Annotated in this window: 13 protein-coding genes; 4 read left to right on the top strand and 9 right to left on the bottom strand. The window is 62.8% G+C overall.

The annotated features are described in order from the left end of the window. Positions 1-44 precede the first annotated feature (44 nt). From JNE37_RS11955 to JNE37_RS11920, 8 genes are all read right to left on the bottom strand, one after another. Positions 45-1049 (bottom strand): ABC transporter ATP-binding protein, encoded by a 1005-nt coding sequence (locus JNE37_RS11955; protein WP_203062951.1) that lies wholly within the window; start codon positions 1047-1049, stop codon positions 45-47. Next, positions 1046-2035 carry an ABC transporter ATP-binding protein gene (locus JNE37_RS11950; RefSeq protein WP_035035602.1) on the bottom strand — a complete coding sequence of 330 codons (990 nt, stop codon included), beginning with the start codon at positions 2033-2035 and terminating at the stop codon, positions 1046-1048. Before JNE37_RS11950 ends, JNE37_RS11955 begins: the two co-directional genes overlap by 4 nt. Then, on the bottom strand, positions 2032-2949 hold the full coding sequence (locus JNE37_RS11945) for an ABC transporter permease (protein WP_035035599.1): 918 nt from the start codon (positions 2947-2949) through the stop codon (positions 2032-2034). The genes JNE37_RS11950 and JNE37_RS11945 overlap by 4 nt, the downstream gene beginning before the upstream one ends. Next, positions 2949-3872, bottom strand: a complete 924-nt coding sequence (locus JNE37_RS11940; RefSeq protein WP_035035596.1) for an ABC transporter permease — start codon at positions 3870-3872, stop codon at positions 2949-2951. Before JNE37_RS11940 ends, JNE37_RS11945 begins: the two co-directional genes overlap by 1 nt. Before the next feature lie 98 nt (positions 3873-3970). Continuing rightward, positions 3971-5560 (bottom strand): peptide ABC transporter substrate-binding protein, encoded by a 1590-nt coding sequence (locus JNE37_RS11935; RefSeq protein WP_035035594.1) that lies wholly within the window; start codon positions 5558-5560, stop codon positions 3971-3973. Between the two features lie 366 nt (positions 5561-5926). Next, positions 5927-7210 (bottom strand): acetyl-CoA C-acetyltransferase, encoded by a 1284-nt coding sequence (locus JNE37_RS11930; RefSeq protein WP_203062948.1) that lies wholly within the window; start codon positions 7208-7210, stop codon positions 5927-5929. Positions 7211-7224: 14 nt separating this feature from the next. Next, positions 7225-9186, bottom strand: coding sequence for a 3-hydroxyacyl-CoA dehydrogenase NAD-binding domain-containing protein (locus JNE37_RS11925; protein ID WP_203062947.1), 1962 nt, complete (start codon positions 9184-9186; stop codon positions 7225-7227). Between the two features lie 9 nt (positions 9187-9195). Beyond that, positions 9196-11646, bottom strand: coding sequence for an acyl-CoA dehydrogenase (locus JNE37_RS11920; protein WP_203062946.1), 2451 nt, complete (start codon positions 11644-11646; stop codon positions 9196-9198). A 207-nt stretch (positions 11647-11853) separates the two neighbouring features. Between JNE37_RS11920 and JNE37_RS11915 the strand changes: the two genes are divergently transcribed. Genes JNE37_RS11915 through JNE37_RS11900 form a run of 4 tightly spaced genes read left to right on the top strand, consistent with a single transcriptional unit; the run spans position 11854 to position 14488 of the window. Beyond that, on the top strand, positions 11854-13575 hold the full coding sequence (locus JNE37_RS11915) for a long-chain-fatty-acid--CoA ligase (RefSeq protein WP_203062945.1): 1722 nt from the start codon (positions 11854-11856) through the stop codon (positions 13573-13575). After that, complete coding sequence (locus JNE37_RS11910; RefSeq protein WP_035035585.1) at positions 13562-13951, top strand: MerR family DNA-binding protein; 390 nt, start codon at positions 13562-13564, stop codon at positions 13949-13951. The genes JNE37_RS11915 and JNE37_RS11910 overlap by 14 nt, the downstream gene beginning before the upstream one ends. Positions 13952-13982: 31 nt before the next feature. Beyond that, positions 13983-14237, top strand: a complete 255-nt coding sequence (locus tag JNE37_RS11905) for a type II toxin-antitoxin system Phd/YefM family antitoxin (protein ID WP_203062944.1) — start codon at positions 13983-13985, stop codon at positions 14235-14237. Next, positions 14234-14488: a Txe/YoeB family addiction module toxin gene (locus JNE37_RS11900; RefSeq protein WP_203062943.1), complete on the top strand. Its 255-nt coding sequence runs from the start codon at positions 14234-14236 to the stop codon at positions 14486-14488. The genes JNE37_RS11905 and JNE37_RS11900 overlap by 4 nt, the downstream gene beginning before the upstream one ends. A gap of 8 nt (positions 14489-14496) precedes the next feature. Here the strand turns inward: JNE37_RS11900 and JNE37_RS11895 are convergent, their stop codons facing one another. Then, positions 14497-14802 carry a UvrB/UvrC motif-containing protein gene (locus JNE37_RS11895; protein ID WP_203062942.1) on the bottom strand — a complete coding sequence of 102 codons (306 nt, stop codon included), beginning with the start codon at positions 14800-14802 and terminating at the stop codon, positions 14497-14499. Positions 14803-14809 lie beyond the last annotated feature (7 nt).

Below are 14809 nucleotides of genomic sequence, written 5' to 3'. Positions count from 1 at the left end.
AACCCGCCACCTTCTCCCGCAAGGGGAGAAGGAAGCGTTGGGGCCTAGACCGAGGGAACGGGGTGTTCGAGGTCGAGGTCGCGCCAGCGGTGGCAGGCGACGAGGCGGTCGCCGGCCAGGGTTTCGAGCGCCGGGCGCACTTCGGCGCAGATCGGCTTGGCGAAGCGGCAGCGAGTACGGAAGGTGCAACCCGAAGGCGGGTTGATCGGCGAGGGAATTTCGCCGCGCAACGCATCGATATTGCGCTCCCGCGCCAACCGCGGATCGGGGATCGGCACGGCCGTCAGTAGCGCCCTCGTATAGGGATGCCTGGGGTCGTCATAGATATCATCACCCTTCGCCATCTCGACGATGCGGCCGAGATAGAGCACCAGGATCCGATCCGACACGTGCCGCACGACCGAAAGGTTGTGCGAGATGAAGATCAGCGTGAGGCCGAATTCATCCTTGAGCTCGGAGAGCAGGTTGAGAATCTGCGCCTGGATCGAGACGTCCAGTGCCGAAACCGGCTCGTCGCAGACGATGAGCTTGGGCTCGGTGATCAGCGCCCGGGCGATGCCGATACGCTGCGCCTGCCCACCCGAAAACTCGTGCGGATAACGGTTGATCATCTCGGGAAGGAGGCCCACAGCCTCCATCATCTTGATAACCTTGGCCCGCCGCTGCTCCCGGTTGAGTTCGGGCATCAGCGTGCGCAGGGGATCGGCGATGATCTCGCCCACCGTCATGCGCGGATTGAGGGAAGCCAGCGGATCCTGGAAGATGATCTGCAGGTCGCGCCGCTTGCGCCGCATCTCCTCATCGGGCAGCCGGGTGAGGTCCTGGCCCAACCAGAGCACCTTGCCCTGGTCAGGCGACAGGAGCTGTAGGATGCAGCGGCCGAGCGTCGACTTGCCGCTGCCGCTCTCGCCCACGATACCCAGCGTCTCACCCTTCTGCACCGAGAACGAGATGTCCTCGAGCGCAGTGAGCGTCAGCGGGCGACCGAAAAGGCCGTTGGCGATGGAAAAGGTCTTCTTGAGACCATCGATACGCAGCAACTCGGTCATGCCACATGCTCCGAAAGCTGCAGGGGGCCATGGTAGAAGCAGGCGCGTTCACGCCCACCCTCCTCCTCCACCAGCGGCGGGCGCCGGTCGAGGCATTCGGCAAAGCGGAAGGCGCAGCGGGGATGGAACGCGCAGCCCTTGGGCAGGTGTTCCAGGCTCGGCGGCAACCCCTCGATCGGCTTGAGTCGCTGCTCGCGCCGCTCGATATGCGGCGTCGAGTTGAGGAGGCCGAACGTATAGGGATGACGCGGATCGTAGAACAGCGTCTCGGTGTCGCCCTTCTCGATGCAGCGCCCGCCATACATCACCATCACCTTGTCGGCGACGCCCGCCACCACGCCCAGATCGTGGGTGATGAGGACGAGCGCGGTACCGAACTCGGTGGTGAGATTGCTGAAGAGCTCCAGCATCTGCGCCTGCACCGTCACGTCGAGCGCCGTGGTCGGCTCGTCCGCGATCAGGATCTTGGGCTTGCAGAGCAGTGCCATGGCAATCATCACGCGCTGGCGCATGCCGCCGGAAAGCGCATGCGGATAGGTCTCGGCGCGCTTGGCGGGCTCAGGGATGCCGACGCGTTCGAGCATCTCGATGGCAGCACGAACCGCCTTGCCTTTGTCGTACCCCTGATGCTTGACCAGCACCTCCGCGAGCTGCGTCTTGATCTTGAGGCTCGGATTGAGCGAGGTCATCGGATCCTGGAAGATCATGGCGATGTCGCGCCCGCGATAGACGTCGAGCTGGTCGGGCGTGAGCCCCACCAGGTTGACGTCTCCAAGCATGGCCTTGCCGGAGGCGCGGCCGTTCTTGGCGAGCAGCCCCATGATCGAGAGGAATGCCTGGCTCTTGCCCGAGCCGCTTTCGCCCACCACGGCGAGGGTTTCGCCCTGGTGGAGGGTGAAGTTGAGATCGGAAACGGCAGTCACCTCGCTCTCGTGGAGGGCGAACTTGACCGAGAGGTCTTGGACCTTGAGTACCTCTTTCATCATCTGTCCTTTGGATCGAGCGCGTCGCGCAGGCCGTCGCCGAGATAGGAGAGGCAGAGCAGCATGAGCACGAGGAAGACGGCGGGCGAGAACAGCATCCAGGGGAGCTGCTCGACGACCGGCGCGCCGAAGGAAATGAGCGTGCCGAGCGAGGTCAGCGGCTCCTGAACGCCAAGCCCGAGATAGGAGAGGAAGCTCTCCGTGATGATGATCTCGGGAATGGTGAGGGTGGCGTAGATGACCACGGGGCCTGTGAGATTGGGCACGATGTGGCGCATGATGATGGCAAAGGGCTTGGCGCCCCCTGCCCTTGCCGCCTCGACGAATTCACGCTCCTTGAGCGAGAGCGTCTGGCCGCGCACGATACGGGCCATGGTCAGCCATTCGAGGCACCCGATGCCCACGAACAGCAGCACCGGATTGCGGCCGAACATCACCACCAGGATGATGACGAAGAGGATGTAGGGCAGTGCGTACATGATATCGACGAAGCGCATCATGATGGCGTCGATCCGGCCGCCGAAATAGCCGGCGATAGCGCCGTAGATAATGCCGATGACCACCGAGACGAAGGTCGCCACGGCTGCCACGATGAGCGACATCTGCGTGCCCTGCAGCGTGCGGGCGAGCATGTCGCGCCCGTTCTGGTCGGTGCCGAAGTAATGGCCCTTGGAGAAATCGGGCGGTTTGCGGATGGCCGACCAGTCGATCTCGTCGAGCTTCCAGGGCAGGAAGAACGGGCCGATGAAGGCGATAAGCACGATGGCCACGAGAATGAAGATCGAGGCTACGGCCGCCTTGTTGGCGTAGAGACGACGCAGCGCGTCCTGCGTGAGCGAACGCCCCTTGGGCGCGTCGCTGGCAAGGGTTGCCGCGTAGTCGGTGAGAACGGTGTCTTTTCCAGTGATCCCGGCCATCAGCGGTACCTCACCTTGGGATCGAGCCAGGCATAGACGATGTCGACGATCAGGTTCAGCACCAGGATGATGAACATGTAGAGAATGGTGGTTCCGAGCACGAGGCCGTAGTCGCGGTTAAGCGCGGCGGTGATGAAGTACTTGCCGATCCCCGGCAGGGCGAAGACCTGCTCCACCACCAGCGAGCCGGTGAGGAGGTAGGAAAGGCCCGGCCCCAGATAGGAGACCACCGGTAGCAGCGCCGGCTTGATGGCGTGTCGGGCGAGGATGAGGCGCGTACCAAGGCCCTTGGAGCGCGCGGTGCGCACATAGTTCGTACCCAGCACCTCGATCATCGAGCCGCGCATCAGGCGCGCGACGCGGCCGCCATGCGGCAGCACGAGAATGGTGATGGGCAGGACCAGGTGGATCCACGAGCCGGGCACGTAGCCGCCCGCCGGCAACCAGCGCAGATACACCCCGAAGAGCAGCTGCAACAGGTTGGCCATGAGGAAATTGGGAATGATGAGGCCGATGAGAACGACGAAGACCAGGACGTAGTCAGGCCACTTGTTCTGGTAGAGCGCCGCCAGGGCACCCGCCACGAGGCCGAAAGCCGTACCGATGATGAAGGCGGAAAAGCCCAGCGTAAGCGTGAAGGGCAGGCCGATCATCATGAGCTGGCTGACCGAGAAATCGGTCATGACCATGGAGGGGCCGAGATCGCCACGGAACACGCCGCCCACATAGAGCAGGTATTGGACGAACAGGGGCTGATCGAGATTGTAGTAGGCTCGCAGGTTCTTCAGGGCATCTGCCGGCAGAGCGCGTTCACCGTCGAACGGGCCGCCCGGGGCGAGCCGGAGAATGAAGAAACAGAGCGTGATGGCGATGAGCACGACGGGGATAGCCGACGCGACACGCCGCAAGGCGTAACCGAACATGTGACCGGTCCTTTGTTAGGCCGCCGCGCCGCCCCCGCCGGGGCCACTAGGCGGTAGCGGGAGCCGCAGCGACGCTAGCCGCGGCTCCCGCTATCGGATTATTCCGACTTGCTCATCCAACGGACGCGGTGGATGTCCTGAGTATTGTCCTCGAAGCCCGAAATCTTCGGGGAAACGACGTTCTTGGACACGTACCAATAAATCGGCAGAGCGCCGAATTCGTCCATGGCCAGCTTCTCGGCTTCATGCATGAAGCCGGCGCGCTTGACGAGGTCGGTCTCCTTGGAGGCCTGGACCATCAGTTCGTCGAACTTGGGGTTCGAGTAACGGCCATAGTTGTTCTCGACGCCGGTCTTGAGGAGGTCGAGGGTATTGGAGGCATCGTTGTAGTCGAGCAGCCAGCCGGCACGGCCGACCTGGAAGTCGCCGGCGCGCAGCGCGTCGTAATGGACGGCCACTTCGGCGTTGAAGAGCTCGACTTCCACGCCAATCGGCTTCCACATCGAGGCGATGGCGACGGCGATGCGCTGGTGGTTGTCGTTGGTGTTGTAGCGAAGCTGCAGCTTGAGCGGCTTGTCCGGGGTGTAGCCCAGCTTGGCCATGATCTCGGCCGCCTGCTTGACCTTCTCCTCATAGGGGAGCTTGGACCATTCCGGAATGTACTGCTCGCCTTCGTAGTTGGCGGTGCCCGGCGGGACCCAGCCATAGGCCGGCAGTTCGCCCGTGCCCAGCACGTCCGGCCCGATCACGTCGCGGTTGACGGCCATCGAGAGCGCCTTGCGGATCTCGATGTTGTTGAGCGGTTCCTTGGACTGGTTGAAGACGTAGTAGTAGATACCCAGGAACGGCGCCACGTGCGCCTGGCCCGGCAGGTTGTCCTGCAGCCACTGGTACTGGTCGGCCGGGAAGTCCGTGAGGATATCCAGCTCGCCCGCGCGGTAGCGGTTGAGGGCAGCCGTCAGGTCTTCGGTGTTGTTCCAGACGATCTCATCGATCTTCAGGTTGTCCTTGCCGTAATAGGTGTCGCTCTTGACGCCCTTGAGGTAGGAGCCCGGCACCCATTCGGTGATCTTGTAGGGACCGTTGCCCACGATATTGGCCGGCTGCGTCCACTGGTCGCCGAACTTCTCGATGATGTCCTTGCGGATCGGGAAGGCGGTGTAGTGGGTCAGGGCCTGCAGGAAGAACGGAGTGGGATCTTCGAGGGTGATCTCGAGGGTCTTGTCGTCGATCGCCTTGACGCCGAGCTGGCTGAAATCGGTGATCTCGCCGCCGGCGATCTTGGAGGAATTCTTGATCGGATACTGGAGGTAGGCGTATTCGGCAGCAGTCTTGGGATCGAAGAGGCGCTGGAAGGCGTCAACGAAGTTCTGCGCCACGACCGGCTGACCGTCGGTCCACTGCGCATCGGCGCGCAGCTTGAAGGTATAGGTCAGGCCGTCATCGGAAATGGTCCAGGATTCGGCCTGGCCGGGGATGGCGTCGGCCTGCGCGTCTTCGGCGACGAGGCCTTCCAGATATTCGCCGACGATACGGTTTTCCCAGTCGCCGGAGACCTTGTGCGGATCGAGCGAACCGGGTTCGCCCCCGTTACCCAGATTGAGAGTGACGGCCTGCGCCGCGCCCCCCATGAACAGCGCAAGCGCGCCGGCGGTCGCGACCGCTTTAAGGACTTTGGTAATTTTCATTATCGTCCCTACTCCTGTTGTTTCCTGAACCCTGCCGAGATTTTGTTCCCGGTTTTGTGCTTTTCGAGCAGGCGGTTTTTTGCCATTCCGCCAGCAATGAAGCGGGAAACGTAGACAAGCTTGACGCAAGCGTCAACGGGCGTGCTCAAGAAGACCAACAGGTATTGAAGGCGCGCCCGAACGGATATTCTTGATCCGGCAATACCAGTTTTAGACAATCGGTTTACCGATCTAAAAACTGTTCAAATACAACGGTGTTCTGAACAGTGATCAACACAGAACTGACTCGTCGCCGTTCATCCTGACGGGGGATAGGTAAGACTAACTGCCTTAATTCGGCGGCAGCGTTTTAGCTCTACTGCAAAATCATCCGGCCCGCTCGACCAGCGCCGCCACCCCCATGCCACCCGCCGTACAGACGGAAATAAGGGCGCGCTGCTTGTCCTCGGTTTCGAGCATCTTGGTAGCCATGCCGAGGATGCGTGCACCGGTGGCAGCGAAGGGATGGCCATAGGCAAGGCTCGAGCCCTTGACGTTGATCCTCTCCGGATCGATCTCGCCCATCGGCGTTTCGCGCTCGAGCACCTCGCGATTGTATTTCGGGTCGCGCCAGGCCTTGAGGGTGCACAGCACCTGGGCGGCAAAGGCCTCGTGCAGCTCGAAGAGGTCGATGTCGGCGAAGGTGAGGTTGGAGCGGGCCAGCATTTCCGAAACAGCGATAGTCGGCGCCATGAGCAGACCCTCGCCGGCAGCGAAATTGTTGGCCGAGACCTTGCCCATCGACAGATAGGCAAGCACAGGCAGTCCATGCGCCCGGGCCCAGTCTTCGCTGGCCAGCAGCACGGACGCGGCGCCGTCCGTCAGCGGGGTCGAGTTGGCGGCGGTGAGCGTCCCATGGCCGGAGGTCTTGTCGAAGGCCGGCTTCATGGTCGCCATCTTTTCGAGGCTCGCATCGGCGCGGATATTGTTGTCGCGCCAGATGCCGGCGCAGGAGACGAGAAGATCGTCATGGAATCCCTCGTCATAGGCTCTGGCAGCGTTCTGATGGCTCTTGAGCGCCAGCCGATCCTGATCCTCGCGCGTAATCCCCCATTGGCGGGCCATGAGTTCGCAATGCTGGCCCATGGAAAGACCGGTGCGCGGCTCCTGGGTCGAAGGCGCGACCGGCGCCAGCTCGCCGAAGGAGAAACCCTTCAGCGCCTTGAACTTCTCGCCAACCGAGCGGGCGCGGTTGAGCCGGGACAACCGGTGCTGGAACCTGTCGCCGACGACGATCGGCGCGTCGCTAACGGTATCGGAGCCAGCGGCTATGCCGCTGTCGATCTCGCCCGTCGCGATCTTGGCGCCGAGGATGAGCGCGGCCTGCAGGCTCGTGCCGCAGGCGATCTGAATATTGGTGCCGGGCGTGCGGGCGGAGAGGCCGGCATCGAGCGAGGCTTCGCGGGCGAGGTTGAAATCGCGGCTATGGCCGATGACGGCGCCGGCCATGACTTCTCCGATGGCCTCTCCCCTGAGGTTGTACTTGTCTGCCAGCCCGCCGATGGTCGTGCCGAGCATAGAGAGGTTGGTTTCGTCGGCATAGCCGGTATAGCTCCGGCAGAAGGGAATGCGTTGCGACCCGATTATTGCGACCCTGCGCAGTTCAGCCATGGAGCGTACTTCCCTTATGCCTTGCCGTCCTGGCGCGCCTTGGTCGGCCCGCCGAGGAATGGTGCAAATCCGGTGCCGAGGATGACGCCGATATCGGCGAGGTCAGCACTGGCGACGACGTTTTCGGCCACGACGATTTCAGTGGTGTCGACCAGCGGCTTCACCAGCTCGCGACCGAGTCCGGCAAGGTCCGGGTGCTCGGGCACCGGCCCCTTCTGCGCCTTGCCCTTCTCCCAGGTGTAGAAGCCCGAACCCGTCTTGCGTCCGAGCTTGCCCGCATTGACCAGCGCTGCGAACTTGCTGCCCTCGGGCACGGGATGGCCCAGTTCCTGGGCTACCGACTTGCCGACATCGAGCCCGACCGTGTCCATCAGCTCGATCGGCCCCATCGGCATGCCGAAAGCGATTGCCGCGGCGTCGATCAGCTCCTTGCTCTCCCCCTTTTCGACCCGTTCGACGGCGCCGAGCATGTAGGGCATGAGCACGCGGTTAACGAGGAAACCGGGCGCCGACCTGACGATGACCGGGCTCTTGGAAATGGCCAGCGCAAAAGAGGCGCCCAGCGCCACTTCGGCATCGGTATTGAAGCGCGAGCGGATGACTTCGACCAGCGGCAGTTGCGCCACAGGGTTGAAGAAGTGGAGGCCTATGAGACGAGGCGGGTCCTGCATGCCCTCAGCAATGCGTTCGAGCTCGATGGAAGACGTGTTGGTGGCGAGGATCGCGGTCGGCTTTGCCTTCGCTTCCAGGTCCAGAAACACCTTGTGCTTGATCTCGAGTTTTTCGACCACGGCCTCGATGATGACATCGGCGCGCGAGATCCCCTTGCCTTCGACATCCGCCTCAAGGCGAGCCATGGCGGCGGCAACCTCACGCGACTTTTTCAGCCGCTTCTGAAAGAGCTTTTTCGCCCGCTCGAGTGCCGGCTTGATGCGCTCCATGTCGAGGTCCTGGAGCGTCACCGAAAGACCGCGCAGGGCACACCAGGCAGCGATATCGCCGCCCATGACGCCGGCGCCGACCACATGGACGCGGTTGAACTGCGGCTTGTCCGCGCCCCTGAGCCCCTGCTTCTTGAGACCTTCGGAGAGGAAAAAGACACGGCGCAGGTTGGTGGCGGTTTCCGAACCCATCAGCGGCACGAAGGCGGAGATTTCGCCGGCGCTCATGGTGCGCCAGTCATCGCCGTGCTTCTCGAACAGATCGATCAGCGCATAGGGTGCAGGATAGTGCTCGCGGCTGACCTTCTTGGCGGTTTCTTCGCGCAGCTTGTTGACGAGATAGGGCCGTGCGGGGCCGAGCGCCATCAGGCGCTTGATGAAGGGCGCGGGCTTGGACTGGCGCTTCTGCAGCACCGCCTTGCGGCCTTCCCAGCGCAGATTGTCCCGATGGCGCACGAGCTTGTCGACCAGCCCCATGCCACGCGCCGCGCCGGCCTTGAGCATGCGGCCGGTGAGCATGATCTGCATGGCATCGATCGGCCCGGCCTGCCGAACGGAGCGGCCAGTGCCGCCGAAGCCGGGGAAAATGCCCAGGTTGACCTCGGGGAAGCCGATACGTGTCTTGTCGTTGTTGACGGCGATCCGGTAATGGCAGGCAAGCGCCAGCTCCAGCCCGCCGCCGAGGCAGAAGCCGTGGATGCCGGCCACGAATGGCACCTTCAAGTTCTCGATGCGCTGGAAAATGGCATGGGTGCGCCGCAGCGCCTCGGGCAGGATCGAGTAATCCGACATGGCGTCGAATTCGGAAATATCTGCCCCAGCGATAAAGCCGCCCTCTTTGCCAGAAAGCAGCACCACGCCGAGGATTTCGCGGCTATTGGCCAGTTCCTCGACATGGCTGACAATGGTTTCGAGTTCGACAATGGCTTGGCGCGAGAGCGTGTTGACGCCGGCCCCGGGCGTATCGATGGTCAGCCAGCCGATCTGTTCGAAATCGACGTCGAAACGCCAGTTTTTGAGTTCGGGTAAGGCCAATGGCGGCTCCTATTCGGCGGCGCGGGAGAGTTGCCGGGGGGCGAGTTCTTCAGGATCGAAATCGTCGACCTTGATGGCGCGGTCGGTGGCTTCGTCGGCTATGCGCAAAAGCCTGGCTTCGTCCTCGGTAAGGACGCCCGCCGCCACCGCGTCGATGATGGCGTCGCGGTCGAGCCGCCGTTCGACGACATGCTTCTTGATGGCCCGCACGAACTTGGCCTCCGCATCCTCCGCCGCCGTCACCTTGATCAAGGCATCTTCGAGAACGCCGGTAATGTCGTTCGGATCCATGCTGACATAAGTGCCGGTGGTCAGCCGGTCGCGGAACGCTCCCGGCCGCAGCACGGCGCGTACCATGCGGTAATTGACCTTGTCCGAGGCCGGCTTGGCATGACGACCGAGCGGGAAGGTCAGGAAGCGCAGCACGACCGCCAGGAAGCGGTTGGGGAAGTTGGCGAAAACGGTGTCAAAGCTCGATTCTATGGAAGCACAGCAATCGGCAAGCACGGTCTCCACCACGGGCTTGTCTTCTTCGATCCGCCCCTCGTCCTCATAGCGCTTGAGGACGGCCGACATGAGGTAGAGGTCCGACAGGATATCGGCGAGGCGGCCGGCCAGCCGCTGCTTGCGCTTGAGCGCGCCGCCGAGGAATACCACGGTCCAGTCACCGACCAGCGCGAAATCCTGCGCATAGCGATGAAGCTGGCGATACCAGATGGCCATGTCGCCTTCGACAGGCGAGGAGGCGAAGCGGGCGAAGGTGAGGCCGTGGACGAGGCTCGCCACCTTGTTGTGGCCCATATAGGCGATGTGGCCGGAAAAGGCGGCGTCGAAATCCCGGATGCCCTGTTTGCGGTCCGGGTTCTGGACCGCCGCGATCTCCCTATAGAGATAGGGATGCGCCCGCAGCGCCCCCTGAGCGAAGGTAATGAGCGTACGGGTGAGGATATTGGCGCCTTCGACGGTGATGGCGACGGGCGTGTTGGAATAGCCCGAGAACAGGTAATTGCTCGGCCCATCCTGCACGGCGCGCCCGCCATGAATATCCATGGCGTCATCGACCCGGTCGCGCATGGCTTCGGTGGTGCGGTATTTGAGCAAGGCCGACAGCACCGAAGGGCGCTGGCCTTCATCCACCATCGAGGCGGTGAGAGCGCGGGCGGCCTCGAACGTATAGGCCGACTTGATCATGCGGGCGATCGGGTCGGCCACGCCCTCCATTATCCCCACCGGAATGCCGAACTGGCGGCGGATACGGGCATAGGCGCTAGTGACGCGGAGAGCCTGCTTGATCGAAACGGTGCCGATGGCCGGCAGCGAAATGGCGCGCCCGGTGGCCAGGCATTCCATCAGCATGCGCCAGCCCTGGCCGGCATAGTCGGTGCCGCCGATGAGGAATTCCATCGGCACGAAGACGTTCCTGCCCTTGATCGGGCCGTTCATGAAGGCCGAGCGCGCCGGATAGTGGCGGCGGCCGATCTCGACGCCGGGGAAGTGGGCCGGGATCAGCGCCAGCGTAATGCCGATATGCTCGCCCTTGCCGAGGTGATTGTCGGGATCGTGGAGGTTGAAGGCGAGGCCGATAAGCGTGGCGACAGGAGCGAGCGTGATATAGCGCTTGTCCCAGGAGAGGTTGATGCCCAGCACCTTCTGGCCTTGGTAATCGCCATAGGTGACGACACCGACATCGCGCATGCCGGCCGCATCGGACCCGGCATGCGGGCCGGTGAGCGCAAAGCACGGCACCTCGATGCCCTTGGCGAGCCGGGCGAGATATTTTTCCTTCTGCTCGGGCGTGCCGTATTTTTCGAGCAATTCGCCGGGGCCGAGGGAATTGGGCACCATCACCGTGATGGCGGCAGCGACGGAACGACTGGCGATCTTGGACACCACCATGGATTGCGCCTGCGCCGAAAAGCCGAGGCCCCCATATTCCTTGGCGATCAGCATGCCGAGGAAACCCTTGTCCTTGAGATATTGCCAGACTTCGGGCGGCAGGTCGGCGCGGTTGTGGCGGATGTCCCAGTCATCGATCATGGCGCAAAGCTCGTTGACCGGGCCGTCGAGGAAAGCCTGTTCCTCCTCGGAAAGCGTCAGCTTGCGGATCGAGGTGAGTTTCGTCCAGTCGGGCTCGCCCGAAAAGAGTTCTGCATCCCAGCCGACCGTGCCGGCGTCGAGCGCTTCCTGCTCGGTGGTCGAGACGCGCGGCAGCATGGCCTTGACCATGCGATAGGCCGGGCCGGTGAAGAGTGCCAGGCGGATCGGCTCGACCGTCAGCAATGCGACCAGGATGCCGGGAACGAGCAGCAGGAGCAGCCAGAAATCGAAGGCGAATCCGGCCGAGAGGCGCAGCAGCACGCCGATGATGAGGAGGCCGATGGCCCATTGCCAGAGGGGGCAGCGCAGCATGGCGAGGGCGCCGAGCGCCACCAGGCCGAGCAGCAAGACGATCAGGGTCATCGAGTCCTCCTCTTTGACGCGGCGTCACCCCATCTAGATAGGGCATGCCGGTAAAGAATGCATGTCCTTTACGTATGCGTCAACTCACGTACTTAAAAGTCAGCCTTGGCTTTTTCTCGCTGGATGAAGCGGGACAGCGGTTTGACGCTTACGTAAGGCCATGGAATAATTTCCGGCAAAATGCGGGAATCCGCGCCGGAGGACATGATGGCATCTGTTGCCGAGACCGAAGATCATCCGCGCCCCTGGCTCAGCCACTACCCGGAAGGGATCAAGTGGGAGCTGGATGCCGATTTTCAGCCCGTGCACGAGCAGGTGCTGGCGGCCTGCGCCAGCGAGCCTTTGGCTATGGCGCTCGATTTCCTCGGCGGCACGACCAGCTTCGGGGAACTGGCGCGTTCGATCATTTCGCTGGCCGGCGCGCTCCAGAAACAGTTCGGGGTCAAGAAGGGCACGCGCGTGGCGCTGATGCTGCCCAATACCCCCTTCTATGTGATCTCCTATTATGCGGTGCTGCGGGCCGGCGGCACGGTGGTCAATTGCAACCCGCTCTATACCGTCCACGAGCTGAGCCACATCGCCTCCAATGCGCAGGCGGATCTGATGATCACGCTTGATCTCAAGCAAATGTTCGAAAAGGCCGAGGCGCTGGTCGAGGCCGGTTTGGTCAAGTCGGTGATCGTCTGCCACTTCCCCGATGCGCTGCCGCTGGTCAAGCGCGCGCTGTTCCTCCTGGCCAAGCGCCGCGACCTTGCCAAGGTCGGGAAATCGAGGATTGCCGGCCAGGTCACCCATTTCGCCGACATGCTGGCGCGCAAGGAGACGCCCGAGCCGGTCATCATCGACAAGCACAAGGACATCGCCGTCCAGCAATATACCGGTGGCACGACGGGCCTGCCCAAGGGGGCGATGCTCACCCATGCCAATATCGCGGCCAATATGGCGCAGATCGATGCCTGGGGCTGCGGGCTTTTCTATCCGCCCTCCAAGGTCGTGGCGGTGCTGCCGTTCTTCCACATCTTCGCCATGACCGCCTGCATGAACGTGCCGCTCTGCAATGGCACTCCGGTGATCATGCTGCCGCGCTTCGAGCTCAAGGCGCTGATCGATATCTTCGTGCGCACCCGCGCCAATGTGCTGCTGGCCGTGCCGACGCTGCTGCAGGCCATTGCCAAGTCGGACGTCAAGCCCGAGCAGATCGCGAGCCTCGAAGTCGCGGTGTCGGGCGGCGCGCCGCTGCCCAACGAGGTGCGGGCGAAGTTCGCCAAAGTCTCCAAGGCGCTGCTGGCCGAGGGCTATGGGTTGACCGAGGCCTCGCCCGTCGTCTGCTGTTCGGCGCTGCGCGTGGCCTCCAAGCCCATGTCGATCGGCCTGCCGCTGCCTGGTACCGACATCCGCTTCGTCGATATCGATACCGGCAAGGTGCAGGGCATCGGCGAGCCGGGCGAGTTGCAGGTCAAGGGGCCGCAGGTCATGGCCGGCTATTTCAATGACGAAGAGGCGACCCGGAACGCCTTCATGGACGGTTGGCTGCGCACCGGCGATGTCGGCTATGTCGATGAGGACGGCTATGTTTTCCTTGTCGACCGCATCAAGGACCTCATCATTTCCTCCGGCTTCAACGTCTATCCGCGCACCATCGAGGAAGCGCTGATGGAGCATGAGCTGGTGGACGAAGTCACCGTGATCGGCGTTCCCGACACCTATCGCGGCGAGGCGCCCGTCGCCTTCGTCAAGCTCGTGCAAGGGGCCACTATCAGCGAAGCGGAACTCAAGACCTTCATCGCCGCCAAGCTCAACAAGATGGAGCTGCCGCGCGAGATCATCTTCAAGGAGGCGCTGCCGAAAACGCTGATCGGCAAGCTCTCCAAGAAGGAATTGCGGGAGGAATACAGCCAGATGAAAGGCAAGAGCCGTGAACCGGCCTGAACCCGAAAACCGCGACCTCTTCGCCATTGCCGATCTCGCCCGGGAGTTCGGCATCTCCACGCGCGCCATCCGCTTCTATGAGGCCAAGGGCCTCATCGCCCCCGAACGCGTCGGCGCCACCCGCGTCTTCCGCCGCCGCGACCGCGCGCGCCTGATCCTGATCCTGCGCGGCAAGCGCCTCGGCTTCTCGCTGCGCGAAATCTCGGACTATCTCGATCTTTACGACGCCAACCGCACGCAGCAGGCCAACATGCTGGTCGAAAAGGTGGACGAACGGCTGGGCATGCTCGAGCAGCAATTGAGCGACATCCAGACGACCATCGCCGAGCTGCGCGAGATGCGGAAGCTGGCCGTGGGAGAGATGGAGAAGGCTTGAATTTTCGTACGTAGAAGCGTACATAAATCGCATGCGCACGAAATCCATTTCCGACTTCCGCAAGAACATTGCCGAGGACATCAACGATGTCGTCGAGGACCATGTGCCGCTCCTCATCACCCGCGGCGGCGGCAAGCCCGCAGCCGTGGTGATGTCGCTTGAGGACTTTGCCTCGTGGCAGGAGACGAACTACCTGCTTGGCAGCCCCAAGAATGCCAAGCGTCTCCTGCGCTCGATCAGGCAGCTGGAAGAAGGCAAGGCGACGGAGCGGAAGCTCATAGAGTGAAGCTCACCTTCTCCGATGACGGCTGGGAGGATTATCTGCACTGGCAGGCGCAGGACAAGAAGCTGCTGAAGCGGCTCAATGCCTTGATCAAGGAATGCCAGCGGACCCCATTTTCAGGCACAGGCAAACCGGAGCCTCTAAAGGGGGAATTGTCCGGATACTGGTCGCGCCGCCTCGATCAGGAGCATCGGCTCGTTTACCGCTACGCTGAAGACGCGCTCGAAATAGTCCAGTGCCGTAAACACTACTAGCGAGGCGTCTAGCGCCCCTTGCGGTTCTTCACATTGCTTGTCATCGGATCCGGCTTTTTCGGCTTGCGCCAGCCCTTTGGTGGCTCCGCCACCGGGATATGCGTGCCAAGGCCCATCGCGCCGGGCGGGGGCTGGCTGACGATTGTGGCGGCCGGGCCTTCGTCTTCAGCGTCCACATCGCGCGGAGCCTTGCCGGAAAGCGCGTCGATCTCGTTGCGCAGGGCGGCCGCCTTCTCAAAATCGAGATTGGCTGCGGCCTCCTGCATTTCCTTTTCGAGAGCGACGATCTTCTTGTGGACGGATTGGAGCGACATGGGCGGT

The sequence above is a fragment of the Paradevosia shaoguanensis genome (assembly GCF_016801025.1).
Classification (GTDB): domain Bacteria; phylum Pseudomonadota; class Alphaproteobacteria; order Rhizobiales; family Devosiaceae; genus Paradevosia; species Paradevosia shaoguanensis.
The sequence above is the reverse complement of the archived record's forward strand: the minus strand, read 5'-3'. Positions and strand labels throughout refer to the sequence as shown.